Source organism: Ekhidna sp. ABH4_415, assembly GCF_056161305.1.
The window spans coordinates 281,241-294,310 of the sequence record NZ_JBSWYW010000004.1 but is presented as its reverse complement, the minus strand read 5'-3'; the positions used below and the strand labels follow the sequence as shown (position 1 = coordinate 294,310).

The window sequence follows — 13,070 nt, the reverse complement described above, 5'->3', positions numbered from 1 at the left end:
TCCGGTTCCTCTTACTTGCGTAAGATTTAATTTCACAAACTAAAATGAAGGTGGAATGATTAAATGGATACTTGCTAAGTTATACAAGCTATTTGGGTGGAAGGTAAAAGGACAAAAGCCTGACCTGAAAAAGTATGTCATTATCGTGGCTCCACATACTAGCAACTGGGACTTTTTTGTTGGTTGGGGAGCCAGAAATGTCATCGGATTTCATCCTAATTTTTTAGCAAAAAAGGAGCTGTTTAAAATTCCGTTGGTAGGTTTTTTTCTGAAATCAATCGGAGGTGTGCCGGTAGATCGAAAAAGTAAAAAGAGAAGTACTCAACTGGTCCAGCAGGTAGTAGACTTATACAAATCACGTGAAGAGTTTATTATGACAATCACCCCTGAAGGCACCCGAAGCTACGCACCTAAATGGAAAACAGGCTTTTATCGCATTGCACATGAAGCAGGCGTGCCGATAGTGAAGATTGGATTCGATTATAAAACCAAGACAGTCTACATAGATGAGCCTTATTATACAAAAGGGGAGATGGATCAGGAGATGGAAGAAATCAGAAATCACTTCAAGCAATTCACCGGAAAAAATCCGGAAGATGGTGTAAAATAAAAAAGGCTTCCAATTTGGAAGCCTTTTCTTTTTCTTGATGGTGACAACTTATTTTTTTGCCGCAGCTTTTTTGGTTGTAGTCTTTTTTCTAGTTGTTCTTCTTTTCGGCTTTTCTTCCTCTATCACATCTTCCACGTCGGAAAGAATTCTTCCACAATGCTCACAAACGATAATTTTTTTCTTCTCTCTGATTTCAGCTTGTTTCTGAGGAGGCACTACGTTGAAACAGCCTCCGCATGCACCTCTTTTCACAGGAACAACCGCAAGACCATTTCTCATATTCTTTCTTACCTTATCGTAAGACTTCAATAGTCGATCCTCTACATTTTTAGCTGCTTTTTCCCGATCCTTCTCGATCTTCTGCTCATCAGCTTCAGATTCTTTAACGATGGTTGCCAGCTCTTCCTTCTTGCTTTTGAGATCCTTTTCTCTTTCACTTAAAATAGCCTTTGTTTCTTCGATCTCTTCTTTTTTAGCTTCGATCTTTTCACCGGCTTCCTTTATTCTTTTTTCAAGAATCTGAATTTCAAGCTGCTGAAGTTCCATCTCTTTCGTGATAGCATCGTACTCACGGTTGTTTCGTACGTTCATCTGCTGCTCTTCGTACTTCTTGATCAGCTTCTCAGCATCTTTTATTGCTGTCTTGTTGGCCGAGATGGCATCTTCTAATTCCTTCTGTTCTTCACCTTGTTTATCGATACGGGTCTGATACCCTGCTATCTCATCTTCCAGATCCTGAACCTCTTCAGGGAGAGCTCCCCGAATTTTTTTTATCTCGTCAATTTTTGAGTCTAGTGCCTGTAGTTTTTCTAAAGCTTCTAGCTTTTTAGCTACTGTATTTTCCATTCAGTTTTCTATAGATATTTGATTGGATTCGTGTCTACCTGCGACAAACGGAACGCAAACTTAGTGAAATTTTTAGTTAAAGCATCCTGTATTAATTCTTTAGTGAACACTTCACTTTCATAGTGCCCTATATCGGCTATAATGATCTCTTTATTAGCCTCAAAAAAGTCATGGTATTTAAAATCACCGGTAATGAAAATATCTGCTTTCTTGCTTTGAGCAGCACCAAGCAGGAAGCTGCCAGATCCACCACAAACCGCTACTTTTTTAATTGATTGGTTTACTACGTCTGTATGTCGAATCATTTTGAGTTGCATTCGTTCTTTCAGATAAGCTAGGAATGCTTCTGATTCCATAGCCTCAGGAAGCTCTCCAATCATCCCTGACCCAACTTCCTGATTTGTATTGGATAGTTGAGTGACGAAATGAGCTACCTCTTCATAGGGGTGAGCCTGATGCATGGCTGCCAATACAGCACTCATGTTATAGTTTGGAACCAATACTTCTGCTCTGGTTTCGTTCACTTCTTCATCTTCTCCTTGTTTACCAATGGTAGGATTACTGTTCTCATTACCTCTAAATGTACCAGTGCCAGCTACCTGAAAGCTACAGTGGTCGTAGTTTCCAATGTTTCCTGCTCCTGCTTCAAACATGGCGTCCAACACCTCTTGTTTATTTTCAGAAGGAATAAATACGGTGATCTTTGAAAGTGTCTCATTCTTAGGCTGTAGGATGGAGAGGTTTTCGAGTCCGATCTTTTCAGCAATCTTCTTGTTTACGCCTGTATGCACATTATCCAGATTGGTATGGATGGCGTATATGCTGATGTCATGTTTAATGGCTTTCCTAATGCATCGATCGATCCAATGGGTATTTCCTATTCGTTTAATGCCTTTGAATATGAAAGGGTGATGGGCGATGATAAGATTGGCGCTAGTATCAATAGCTTCATCAATGACATCTTCCGTGATGTCCAGAGTTATGAGTACTTCAGTAACCTCTGTGTCTTTTTCACCAATCAGCAAACCGGAATTATCATATGATTCCTGCAGTGAGGGTGGAGCCCATGATTCGAGGTAGCTTATGATTTCTTTGATTTGCATAAGTTTTTATGATGTTGCAACAATGCAATAATATATCATAAGCGATCACTATTTCGGATGTTTTTATTGATTTTCAATCTTATTCGGAATGCTTTTTGTAAATGCATGGAAAATGCAGTCATTCAATACAAGCAATCATTAAATTTGCCCGTGCGAATATTTTTATTCTTTACAACGTTTTTATTTTATCAGGCAATACACGCCCAAATCGTAGATGATTCTACTCAGTTGGTTTATGGACCAGAGACCACTTCATTCACTATGGAAGCTCAGGTGCTGAATAACCAGGTGAAGTACCAAACCGTGGATACTTCCATTTATAAGTTTGAAAGAAAATCGTTTTACAACCAATCAGGCAGGAAGTTTCAGGACCTGGGCAATTTTGGAACTGCTTTGTTTCCAATTTTTTATACTCCACAAAATCTAATTGGACGATCTTCAGGATTTAATGCCTACAGTAGGTATGCTTTCCAGCCAGAGGAAATCAAATATTACGATACTAAATCTCCCTTTATAGAACTCCAGGTGTATCTGGGTGGGGGTAATAGAAACCTTGTAGATATCGGGTTTTCCAGAAATGTAAATGAAAACTGGAACCTGGGTTTTGACATGCGAAAAATCACGGCAAATAAACAGCTTGCTCCGGAAAGTCAGACAGACAGGCAGGTAGTTGGAACCTCATTTACCGGATATACACATTATAAGCATTCAACAATGCCTTACCAGGCTATGGCCAGCTACTCAAGTATGAGTCACAAAGTAGTGGAACAGGGAGGTGCGCGCCCAACATCAGACTCCCTTCGCACAGACTTTTTCCTGTTTGATAATGCATTGGTGCGTCTTGATCAGGCACAAAGTATTGTAAAGGTCTCCCGGTGGCATGTGTACCAGGATGTGAAAATCGCTGATCAGTTTCAACTATATCATGTATTTGACTACCGGAAGGAGACCAATATCTATCAGGACTATGAGACCAGTACCGGACCTGGCGGTTATAATTATTACGACGATTTCTATGATGAATTCCTGATCGATCCTGATTCTACCAACGAGCGATCCGTCTTCACCTCGCTTTCTAATGAATTAGGATGGAAAGGGGATATTTCAAGTGTTTTCTACCGTTTTTACGCCAGACTAAGAGCGGTAGATTTTAAGTACTTGCTATACAATCCGAGTGTAAAGACCGTGGAAAAATACCTGGGAGGATACGCCAGGTTCAATTGGAAGGAAAAATTCGCCGTAACAGCCAATGCTGAATACCTGGTAGGAGGTGAATATCAATTTGGCGGCAACATTTCGAGTGATCTGATCAATGTCAGTTACAAGTCGATGAAGTTTGCCGTGCCGTTTATCTATTCTGATTATTTCGGAAATCATCACGAATGGCATAATGATTTCAAACAGATATTTACCAATAAAATGGATGGCCAAATCAATCTGGATTTTAAGTCATTCGAAATCAGACCGAAGGTCAGCCTAACCTCATACAGCAACTTTATTTACTTCGATCAAAGTATCGAGCCTCAACAAGCCAGTGATCCCGTACTTATTTCCTCGTTCGGCGGTGATTTTAATTTGAGGTTTTTTAATGACAAGCAGGAGGGATGGCACCTCGAAAATGAGATACTGGCGACCAATGTTTCAGGTGGGTCATCATCATTTGTCCGTGTCCCAGACCTGTATTTCAATGGAAGATTTTTTTGGAGAGGTAAGTGGTTTAATGACCTTATACCAGTAGAGTTTGGTGTTGATGCACACGCTCGCTCATCCTACTTTGCAAATGCTTATGCCCCGGAAATCCAGCAATTCTACCTGCAGGAGGATCAGGAAATATTTGGATATGCAGCAGCTGATCTTTTCATTAATATGAAGGTTGACAAGTTTTTCTTTGCCATAAAGTGGTCACACTTTAATCAACCTCAGGATGACGGGTATTTTGTGACACCAAATTATCCTGGCCAACCCAAAGTGATTGATTTAATTGTTAGATGGATGTTTTTTGATTGATGGAACCAAACAAAACCACACTAGGACTGGAGCTACCAACCGATCCACGGTGGGTTAATATAGCTGAAAAGAATATTGAGGACATTTTGGTGGATCATGCGTATTGTGAGCAGAAGGCCGCATCTTCTTGTATTTCTTTAATTATCATGTTTCCGGAGCGTGAAAAGCTTCTTGATGTTTTAACACCTGTAGTTGCCGAAGAGTGGGCACACTTTGAGATGGTTATTGAGCATTTAAAGAAGCGTGGGTTTAAGCTGGGCAAAGCTAGAAAAGACGAGTACGTTTCTCGGCTAAGTGGAATAATGAAAAAAGGCGGCACCAGAGATGAGCAACTGGTAGAACGCCTATTAATGAATGCGTTGATTGAAGCTCGAAGCTGTGAGCGATTCAAGCTACTCTGGAAAAATATTGAAGATGAAGAGCTACAAAGATTCTACTATGACCTAATGGTTTCGGAGGCTGGTCATTATCACAACTTCATTGATCTGGCCAAGGAATATCTTCCTGAGGAGAGGGTAGAAGCGCGATGGAGATATTTCCTTGCTGAAGAGGCAAAGATCATGAAGGATTTGAAGCCTCGTGCAGATCGGATGCATTGATTAGCATACTAAAAAAACACATTAATTCCTCTCCTTGGAGGGGGAGGGGTGGGTTTTAGGGAATGATTTTCTTCTAATTCATTTCCATAAAGTACTTGAATTAAACTAAGTTTTCTGCTTCTTTTTCTTTGCCGCTGGGAACAGGATGTTATTCAGGATCAACCGATAACCAGGTGAAGTAGGATGTAGATTCAAATCAGTAGGAGGTTCGTTTACAAAATGCTGGTAGTCTTCCGGATCATGTCCGCCATAGAACGTCCAAAAACCTCTGCCTAAAACGCCGTGAATGTACTTAGCTTCACTGATGCTCGGGGTTTGGCCCATGACAATCACATCACCTTTTACCAGTTGTTTTTTAAAGCCGGTGGTTTGCCCCATGAATCCATGGATAATCTGCTGATGGTTTTGAGTTAGCATTGTGGGAATTGGATCCCACTTCGCAGAAAACTCGAATAATGTGAAATAATCGTTCTTTTCCACAAGCCCTCTTTCATTGGCCTGATTATCAATGTTCGAGTATTCATAGCGCATCGGATCACGCTCGATGATGAAATTTTCAAATGCCATAGTTTTAGAATAATCCAGTTTGGATTGAGCTCGGGGATCAGCCGGATCACCGTCATAGATGCTTTCTACGATATCTAATCCCTCGGCAGCTAAAGCAATATCATAAGTGTCTGTTGCCGAGCACATGGCAAAAAGGAAGCCACCACTTGCTACATATGCTTTGATTCGCTTTACAGTGGCAAGCTTAAGTTGGGATACTTTGCTGAAGCCATGCTTTTTGGCAGACGCTTCATATTCTCGCTGCTGCTGCTGATACCACGGGAAATGATGATATGCCCGATAGAATTTTCCATATTGACCCGTGAAATCTTCATGGTGAAGATGCAGCCAGTCATATTTGGCAAGCTCATTGCCCATAATCTCATCATCGAATATGACATCATAAGGAATCTCCGCATAGGTAAGCACCAATGTTACGGCATCATCCCAGGGTTGCTTGCTTTTTGGGGAGTAAACGGCAATTTCGGGGTACTTCTCCAGCTTCATTACATCCATATTGGAAGAAGGACTGGCGATCATGTTCAGAATGTCATTTGCCTCGGCATCAGAAATAACCTGATAGGAAACACCTCGGATGATACACTCATTTTCAAAGGCCTGGAGGTGTTTGACCATGAAACTCCCGCCTTTATAATTAAGCATCCAATCGACCTCAACCTCTTTAGTAAGAATCCAGTAAGCAATTCCGTAAGCCTTCAGGTGATTCGTTTGTGTCTCATCCATTGGGATAAGGATATATGCCGCCTGGCTGGCTATGCTTACATTTAAGACAATTAGTAACAATATTCCCCTCATATGCATCACTTTTGTATATACAACGTTAATCAAAACCGTGTGTTTTACTAAGGCCAATCCATGAACATTCGCGAAAACATAAAAGAGGGCATCAAGTCCATTAAAGCAAACAAGCTAAGAACATTTCTGACTGCTGCACTCATCTCAATAGGTATTACTTCTTTGGTAGGTATTCTTACGGCAATAGATGGGATTCAAAATTCAATTGATAAAAGTTTCTCCAGTTTGGGAGCCAATACGTTTGATATTGAAGATAGGAGGAGAGGAAGAGGTTCGTCGGATGGGAAAAAAGAAAAATCATACCCGAAAGTTACCTACGATCAGCTGCTGACATTTAAAGAAAAATATGAAGGTCCGGGAGTGGCTTCCATTTACACAGTTATAACTGGACAGGCTGAGGTAAAATATGGATCAAAGGTTACGAACCCTAACCAAATTGTAAGAGGTGGTGATGAAAACTATTTAACCGTTGATGGATATGATGTTGCAGAAGGACGACCTTTTTCTGCAAATGAAAGCTTAAACGGGAGCTATGTTGCATTAGTGGGAAGCGATGTGATTGATGAGCTGTTTGATGAAAACACCAGCCCTATTGGAAAGAAGATTAGTTTGCTGGGATCTAAATTTCGTATTGTTGGAACCATCGCCGAGCAAGGTGGGGCCAGCGGAACATCAAATATTGATCGAACCATTATCATTCCCATGCAAACGGCCAGAATCATCGCGCCGGAAAGAAACTTTGGTTATGAAATCGCAGTATCTGTACCAGACCCATTGGAAATGGAAAATGCGATGGAAATTGCCAGAGGATTGATGCGAAGGATTAGAAAAGACAGACCCGGCCAGGAGGATTCGTTTGAGCTCTCAGCCAGTAAATCTTTAGCTCAACGAATAGGTTCAATTACCGGAGATTTAAGAGTCGGTGGTTTTGTTGTTGGATTTTTAACACTGTTGGGCGCCTCTATTGGTTTAATGAATATCATGATGGTGTCTGTCACAGAACGAACACGAGAGATTGGTGTTAGGAAGGCACTTGGGGCCACACCTTTAAAGATTCGGCAGCAGTTTCTGATTGAGGCAATCGTGATTACCCAGATGGGAGGGATTGGAGGTATCCTTCTGGGGATGGGAATCGGCAATCTAACCTCTACCGTACTTTTTGACTCTGACTTTATAGTACCCTGGTTGTGGATGTTTGTTTCCGTACTTATCGGAATTGCAGTAGGGTTGATTTCAGGTTATATTCCTGCTCATAAGGCATCTAAGTTGGATCCAATTGACTCTTTGAGGTTTGAGTAGTTTAGGCCTCAACGGAATTACCCAACTCTATCAGAAATCGATCCAATAGCCCTTGTGTCACATGATCCATCACCACGATTTTGTACCAGTTAGGATTGCCATCATGTGTATCTGGCACTAAAAGAAAATCTTTGGCGACTTTCGGATCAATGTATTTTGCCTTAATGGTCACAATGTTCATGTGAGGGTGACGATAAAATTCGACTCCTCTTTCTTTTAGGTTATCGCACAATCGTTCTGTTTTCTCCAACAACTTCCGAATCTTCATTTTCCATCCTTCAGAACCATACGTTCGCATGATCATCCATACTGCTATGGCATTTGCTCCGGATCTACTTCCTATTAATGTATAGTCCTTGCCCTTGACATAGTTTGCCTCTTCAGTAAGTGCATATTCCATGAATCCCTCCCTGGTAATATAAATGCCCGTTCCATACGGAGATTGAAGCATTTTGTGTCCATCGAGCGTAAAGGAATTGATCTTAGGGTTTTGAAAGGTAAGCTTACTGTTGTCATTTGCAAATGGATAAATAAACCCTCCAAATGCGGCATCAATATGAATTTTGTAGTTTAGTTCCAGTTCATCCATCCATGCAGTTACATCGTCAATGTTGTCAACCGAACCAAACATGGTGGTCCCCATATTGAGCACCACAATGAAGTGCTTTTTACCAGCTCCTTTCGCTTGTTTCAATACATTGATTGCATCCTCGGAAAGCTCTCTTGACTCAGAGTCAACCGGAAGTACATAACGATCCAGGTTTAGTAGTGAGCCAGCCTTTGGCATGGAGTAGTGGGCATCTTCAGTGTAAATCAATGCAATGTCTTCGCGATTGGCATTGAATTCCGTTTCGTAGTAGCGTTGCAGAATCCAAATGGCCTGGATGTTTGCTTCCGTTCCACCTGATGCAACATACCCGTCGTAATGGGTGTCATCGCCCTTGAAAATCTCTTTGGCACATAAGTCGATAAGTTCAGCTTCGATCTTTTGGGTGCCTTCGAATGCCGTTTCGGATTCATTGAGTGTATGACATCCGATATGATTAGGATTAGCGATCATAGCTGAGAGGAATGGAGCATCTTTCAGGAAAGGAGCATCCTGATAGAATACTTCTGTATCCAGATAAGAGGCTGGAAGGCCAATTACAGGTTTGTGCCGGTAATCCAGGTTTTGTTCCAATGCATCAAATACCATTTTTTTAAGCTTACTATGACTGTATGACTCCCAAAACATAATCTATGAGTATTGTCACGCAAATTTAGTTGTTAATGCAACTAAATAAAAATGATATTAAAAAAGCCCAACATGTGTCGGGCTAATTAAAAAACTTAAAGTGCAATACTTACTCCAAAATACGGCATTACATATTTCGTAGCTTCATAACCTCCTTCTGCAGTAGGTGTAAATAGCCAGTAGTAATCAACTCCGGTTGCGAGGAACTTATTCATGTGATAAATGAAGCGCATTTTAGCCAGGGAGCGCTCATCGAAGCTAAACGCATCGCCCAGATCATCCAAATCACCTTTTACATAGCTGCCATGGAATGAAAATTTATTCGCAAGTCTTTCCATATCTGCAGATAATTCCACAAATGCCGGAGACGCTGCTGAGATATCATCCGGGATCATCAAGCTCCCTCCTAGAGATACCTTCTTCATTACATGTCCTCTCAGGGAACCATAAATCCCACTCTTACCCTCAGTACCGATCAAGGAAGCGATACGGGCATCTTTGTTTATCTCATAAGTAGCATTAAAAAACTGAGGAATATAATGGTCAGAGTTATTTAAACGTTCGATCCGGATATCGGTACTGAATACATCAGCAATGAAGTGCATTCTAAAATTCATTCCTACAGACATACCAGATCCGGTTTTAAAGTCCGTTTCTCCTAATGCACTAGCCAACTGTGTAAGTGTATCACTAGCGATGTTAAGTTTAGAATATGAAGCAAATAGGTCAATTTGAATAAATGGACTACTTAAAAGTGTCAAACCCATATCCACACCAAAGCCCTTAGCTCCAGACTTTGTGAATGCATAGGCAGTGCTTGTAGAATCACTCGTTATAATATCGGTTTGATCTTTATCTATGATAAATGAAGTTCCTACTTCAAGTGTGTTGATAACCTTAAGTGGAAAAGAAGAAAGCGGACGTATATAAGGTCGTGCTGCAAATAGGTTGAGTGATTGAGGATTAAGATCACTATACATCAATTCCAGTCCGATAAATCGGTCGTAGTTGAAATCTGCATGTATTCCTACCTTTCGTTTTTCATAGCTGGTTGTGTTAGTGTAGTTGTTCATTAAACCACCGTACCCCAACATCAGACCAGAAATTTCCCCTGCTTTCACATACACTGGATCACTCTTTTGAACACCGTACCTTACATACCTTATCAGTCGAGCTACACCCACGCCATCCTCAAATATTTCAGTTCTGATGGATTTATCGTCCAGTCCATAGAGGATTGGTACATTTAATCCAACGCCCACCTTACCAAACTTGAATTCCGGTGATAGGACCAATCCTACATAATCTTTACCATCAATTTGCGTGTAAGTCATGCCGCCATTGATGCTTCCGTCTTCATTTGGGAGTACCATCGGTTCCCTAAAATCACTAATTGGTGGACGCTCTACTCGCTCTCGCTTAGGCTTTGGTTCTTCAGCCAATGCTTCATCTGTTTCAAGTGAGTCCGCACCGATGTTTGTTGTGTCTGGGCGCAAGGTGTCTGCTACCGAAAGAGAAGCCTGATTTAGACTATCTAGAAGCAGTGAATCGGAAGGGACCTGAAGGGTATCAACTTGTGTCTTTTTTGATCCCTTCTTCTTTTTGCGCTTTTTTTTCTTTTTATCATCGTCATCTTCCCATAGGTAAGAATAATCTGAGTAGTCGTCACCTGTATCTTGGGTAAACCCAGAAAAGGCAAAGCCTGCAAAAAAGAAAGTAAATAGAATAGCTGCTCGTATGTTCATACTTTGGTAGTCATCAGATATAAAAAAAGCCCCTAAAAGGGGCAGAAATTATTTGAGATAAACTTTCTCTTTTTTGTTGTATTTGTTTCTGTAGGTGAGACGAATACCGTCTTTGCCCCATTTTTTTATTTTATATACATAGGGGATTCGTCTTCTTTCCTCGGTAAAAGAGTCATAAGTCAAGATAAGTTTTTTTCCGTCCAGTGTCCACTCACCACCCAGTTTAGCGTAATTGTTTCTGTCGTGGTAAAACTTCCGGTCAATTCTGATGGTAAAAGTTTCTCCGATTTCAAAATAAGGCCTCTTAGACTTCACATCAATCACCGACCACTTCTGTTTTGACTGAAGCAGTTCCTCCATTTTTGACAACTTTTGTGCTTGAGTGGAGAACCCAAGGCAAATAATAAATAGCGTTATGTATGCATTTCTCATAGTCATTGAGTTTTTTAGCTGTTGTGTTTTCAAATATTGTGCCTCAATTTTAAAACCTATTTATTTCTAAAGTATGAATCTCCGCCAAAGAATTATTGACTCCATTCGAGATGTGCCTGATTTTCCTAAGCCCGGTATCGTATTTAAGGATATTACTCCACTTCTTAAGGATGTAGCGTTGAGTGCAGCGATTACAGAAGAATTAGCTGATTTCTGGAAGAATCATCAATTGGACGTGATTGTGGGGATTGAATCCAGGGGGTTTATTTGGGGTAATTCGTTGGCACAAAAGCTAAATATCCCATTTGTACCGGTCAGGAAAAAAGGTAAACTCCCGGCTGAGACTCATTCATTTGCCTATGATCTGGAATACGGCTCTGCTGAGGTGGAAATACATAAAGATGGTATTCTTAAAGGTCATCGAGCACTTATTCATGATGATTTGCTAGCTACGGGAGGAACAGCTGTTGCAGCAGCAGAGTTGGTGAAGATGGCAGGAGGGGAGGTAGCAGGATTCTCGTTCCTGGTGGAATTAGGGTTTTTGAAAGGGAGAGCTCCACTTGATAAATACACGAACCACATTCACTCTATTGTATCTTATTGAGGTTCTCTCAGCATTACCTGAACCAGATTGGCCCGGCCTATTGCATTGAATCGAATGGATAGAAATTCAATGGTCTCATAGTTTCCACAATTGTCCGGAGGAGTAAGACGATAGTGAAAAAACTTCTGGTTGCGATCGTACAGCTCGTGCTCCTTGGCTTTACCAAGTAGGCTTTCAACTTCATTTTGGGTGCCTTCCAGGATAACATCCTGATTTTCAATAATCAGATCAATGATTTCCAATCGATAGGTATTACAATCCTCGTCTGCATTCACCCATTTCTCTTTATCGAAACCATCGATATTGAGGGTTTTGTAACATGAGGATAACGTGAGAAAAATAAGCAGACTTAAAAATTTATTCATTTCTTTAATCGTACAATTGTGTAGCAGATGGCGAAAATAACACCTGAAACAGTCACCATGGCACCTGCGATCGAACCATCTAGCAAATAGCTGAGCCAGTATCCGAAAAATGAGCTCAAAACACCAAATGCAGAGCTTAATAATAACATCATGCTAAGCTTATTTGTTATCAGGTATGCAGATGCAGCCGGAGCTATCAACAGCGCCACCACCAGGATAGCACCAACTGATTCAAAGGATGCCACAGTAGTTAGCGAAACCAAACCCATGAGTGCATAATGCCACTTTGATGTAGAGATGCCAATAGCCTGAGCAAAAGAGGTGTCAAACGTGGTGATGAAAAGCTCTTTATAAAATAATACCACGAAGAGAAGTATCGTGATCAGAACGAACGATAGTATGATCACAGCCTTAGGTCCGATAGGGTCACCGTCAGAGGTGTACATCAGATCTATCGGAACATATGCGATCTCGCCATGGAGAATGCAATCCTGATCAATGTGTGCGTTTCCGGCATAGTAGGTTACAAGGATCACCCCAAGTGCAAAAAGCCACGTGAAGGTCACACCAATGGAAGCATCGGTTTGGAGCTTTCCTTTCTGATGGAAGAATTCAATGAGAAATGTGGTCAACACACCCAGAATACCAGCGCCTACCAGCATCCAAACAGACTGCATGCTTCCGGCAATAAAAAAAGCAATCACGATTCCTGGTAGCACTGAATGAGATATTGCATCACCCACCATCGACATTTTTCTGAGGACAAGGAATGAGCCCAATATGGCACAACTTACTGCCACTAACGATCCGGTCAATATGATCCAAAATGCATCCATTTATTCAATTGGCAATGAGTAATTGACA

General features: G+C 41.1%; 13 protein-coding genes. 5 read left to right on the top strand and 8 right to left on the bottom strand.

The features are described from left to right. Positions 1 to 55 precede the first annotated feature (55 nt). The gene (locus tag ACXAH9_RS08650; RefSeq protein WP_474894464.1) at positions 56 to 610 is read left to right on the top strand and encodes a 1-acyl-sn-glycerol-3-phosphate acyltransferase; all 555 of its coding nucleotides are present in this window, start codon (positions 56 to 58) and stop codon (positions 608 to 610) included. A gap of 48 nt (positions 611 to 658) precedes the next feature. On the opposite strand, the gene ACXAH9_RS08645 is transcribed toward ACXAH9_RS08650, so the two are convergent. Both ACXAH9_RS08645 and ACXAH9_RS08640 read right to left on the bottom strand, forming a co-directional pair. Further along, a complete protein-coding gene (locus ACXAH9_RS08645) occupies positions 659 to 1,456 on the bottom strand; it encodes a zinc ribbon domain-containing protein (protein WP_474894463.1) in 798 nt (265 codons plus the stop codon). Positions 1,457 to 1,464: 8 nt separating this feature from the next. After that, the gene (locus ACXAH9_RS08640) at positions 1,465 to 2,559 is read right to left on the bottom strand and encodes a Nif3-like dinuclear metal center hexameric protein (RefSeq protein ID WP_474894462.1); all 1,095 of its coding nucleotides are present in this window, start codon (positions 2,557 to 2,559) and stop codon (positions 1,465 to 1,467) included. 105 nt (positions 2,560 to 2,664) lie between these two features. Between ACXAH9_RS08640 and ACXAH9_RS08635 the strand changes: the two genes are divergently transcribed. Further along, positions 2,665 to 4,566, top strand: a complete 1,902-nt coding sequence (locus tag ACXAH9_RS08635; RefSeq protein WP_474894461.1) for a putative porin — start codon at positions 2,665 to 2,667, stop codon at positions 4,564 to 4,566. Then, positions 4,566 to 5,165 carry a MiaE family protein gene (locus tag ACXAH9_RS08630; RefSeq protein WP_474894460.1) on the top strand — a complete coding sequence of 200 codons (600 nt, stop codon included), beginning with the start codon at positions 4,566 to 4,568 and terminating at the stop codon, positions 5,163 to 5,165. The genes ACXAH9_RS08635 and ACXAH9_RS08630 overlap by 1 nt, the downstream gene beginning before the upstream one ends. A gap of 105 nt (positions 5,166 to 5,270) precedes the next feature. Here ACXAH9_RS08630 and ACXAH9_RS08625 read toward each other — a convergent pair whose 3' ends face one another. Next, complete coding sequence (locus ACXAH9_RS08625) at positions 5,271 to 6,527, bottom strand: asparagine synthetase B (RefSeq protein ID WP_474894459.1); 1,257 nt, start codon at positions 6,525 to 6,527, stop codon at positions 5,271 to 5,273. 60 nt (positions 6,528 to 6,587) lie between these two features. On the opposite strand from ACXAH9_RS08625, the gene ACXAH9_RS08620 reads away from it, so the two are divergent. After that, the gene (locus tag ACXAH9_RS08620; protein WP_474894458.1) at positions 6,588 to 7,826 is read left to right on the top strand and encodes an ABC transporter permease; all 1,239 of its coding nucleotides are present in this window, start codon (positions 6,588 to 6,590) and stop codon (positions 7,824 to 7,826) included. A gap of 1 nt (position 7,827) precedes the next feature. Here ACXAH9_RS08620 and ACXAH9_RS08615 read toward each other — a convergent pair whose 3' ends face one another. From ACXAH9_RS08615 to ACXAH9_RS08605, 3 genes are all read right to left on the bottom strand, one after another. After that, complete coding sequence (locus tag ACXAH9_RS08615; protein WP_474894457.1) at positions 7,828 to 9,060, bottom strand: pyridoxal phosphate-dependent decarboxylase family protein; 1,233 nt, start codon at positions 9,058 to 9,060, stop codon at positions 7,828 to 7,830. Positions 9,061 to 9,155: 95 nt separating this feature from the next. Continuing rightward, a complete protein-coding gene (locus ACXAH9_RS08610; protein ID WP_474894456.1) occupies positions 9,156 to 10,805 on the bottom strand; it encodes a hypothetical protein in 1,650 nt (549 codons plus the stop codon). A 48-nt stretch (positions 10,806 to 10,853) separates the two neighbouring features. Then, positions 10,854 to 11,237 carry a hypothetical protein gene (locus ACXAH9_RS08605; RefSeq protein WP_474894455.1) on the bottom strand — a complete coding sequence of 128 codons (384 nt, stop codon included), beginning with the start codon at positions 11,235 to 11,237 and terminating at the stop codon, positions 10,854 to 10,856. Between the two features lie 73 nt (positions 11,238 to 11,310). On the opposite strand from ACXAH9_RS08605, the gene ACXAH9_RS08600 reads away from it, so the two are divergent. Continuing rightward, positions 11,311 to 11,841, top strand: coding sequence for an adenine phosphoribosyltransferase (locus ACXAH9_RS08600; RefSeq protein ID WP_474894454.1), 531 nt, complete (start codon positions 11,311 to 11,313; stop codon positions 11,839 to 11,841). On the opposite strand, the gene ACXAH9_RS08595 is transcribed toward ACXAH9_RS08600, so the two are convergent. Next, positions 11,835 to 12,206: a hypothetical protein gene (locus tag ACXAH9_RS08595; RefSeq protein WP_474894453.1), complete on the bottom strand. Its 372-nt coding sequence runs from the start codon at positions 12,204 to 12,206 to the stop codon at positions 11,835 to 11,837. The two genes, ACXAH9_RS08600 and ACXAH9_RS08595, sit on opposite strands and share 7 nt — an antisense overlap. Beyond that, positions 12,203 to 13,042: a metal ABC transporter permease gene (locus ACXAH9_RS08590; RefSeq protein ID WP_474894452.1), complete on the bottom strand. Its 840-nt coding sequence runs from the start codon at positions 13,040 to 13,042 to the stop codon at positions 12,203 to 12,205. The genes ACXAH9_RS08595 and ACXAH9_RS08590 overlap by 4 nt, the downstream gene beginning before the upstream one ends. Between the last annotated feature and the right edge of the window lie 28 nt (positions 13,043 to 13,070).

Coding starts and splice junctions, on each gene's coding strand:
- ACXAH9_RS08650 (WP_474894464.1), top strand. CDS start 56: ATGATTAAATGGATACTTGCTAAGTTATACAAGCTATTTGGGTGGAAG.
- ACXAH9_RS08645 (WP_474894463.1), bottom strand. CDS start 1,456: ATGGAAAATACAGTAGCTAAAAAGCTAGAAGCTTTAGAAAAACTACAG.
- ACXAH9_RS08640 (WP_474894462.1), bottom strand. CDS start 2,559: ATGCAAATCAAAGAAATCATAAGCTACCTCGAATCATGGGCTCCACCC.
- ACXAH9_RS08635 (WP_474894461.1), top strand. CDS start 2,665: ATGGAAAATGCAGTCATTCAATACAAGCAATCATTAAATTTGCCCGTG.
- ACXAH9_RS08630 (WP_474894460.1), top strand. CDS start 4,566: ATGGAACCAAACAAAACCACACTAGGACTGGAGCTACCAACCGATCCA.
- ACXAH9_RS08625 (WP_474894459.1), bottom strand. CDS start 6,527: ATGAGGGGAATATTGTTACTAATTGTCTTAAATGTAAGCATAGCCAGC.
- ACXAH9_RS08620 (WP_474894458.1), top strand. CDS start 6,588: ATGAACATTCGCGAAAACATAAAAGAGGGCATCAAGTCCATTAAAGCA.
- ACXAH9_RS08615 (WP_474894457.1), bottom strand. CDS start 9,060: ATGTTTTGGGAGTCATACAGTCATAGTAAGCTTAAAAAAATGGTATTT.
- ACXAH9_RS08610 (WP_474894456.1), bottom strand. CDS start 10,805: ATGAACATACGAGCAGCTATTCTATTTACTTTCTTTTTTGCAGGCTTT.
- ACXAH9_RS08605 (WP_474894455.1), bottom strand. CDS start 11,237: ATGAGAAATGCATACATAACGCTATTTATTATTTGCCTTGGGTTCTCC.
- ACXAH9_RS08600 (WP_474894454.1), top strand. CDS start 11,311: ATGAATCTCCGCCAAAGAATTATTGACTCCATTCGAGATGTGCCTGAT.
- ACXAH9_RS08595 (WP_474894453.1), bottom strand. CDS start 12,206: ATGAATAAATTTTTAAGTCTGCTTATTTTTCTCACGTTATCCTCATGT.
- ACXAH9_RS08590 (WP_474894452.1), bottom strand. CDS start 13,042: ATGGATGCATTTTGGATCATATTGACCGGATCGTTAGTGGCAGTAAGT.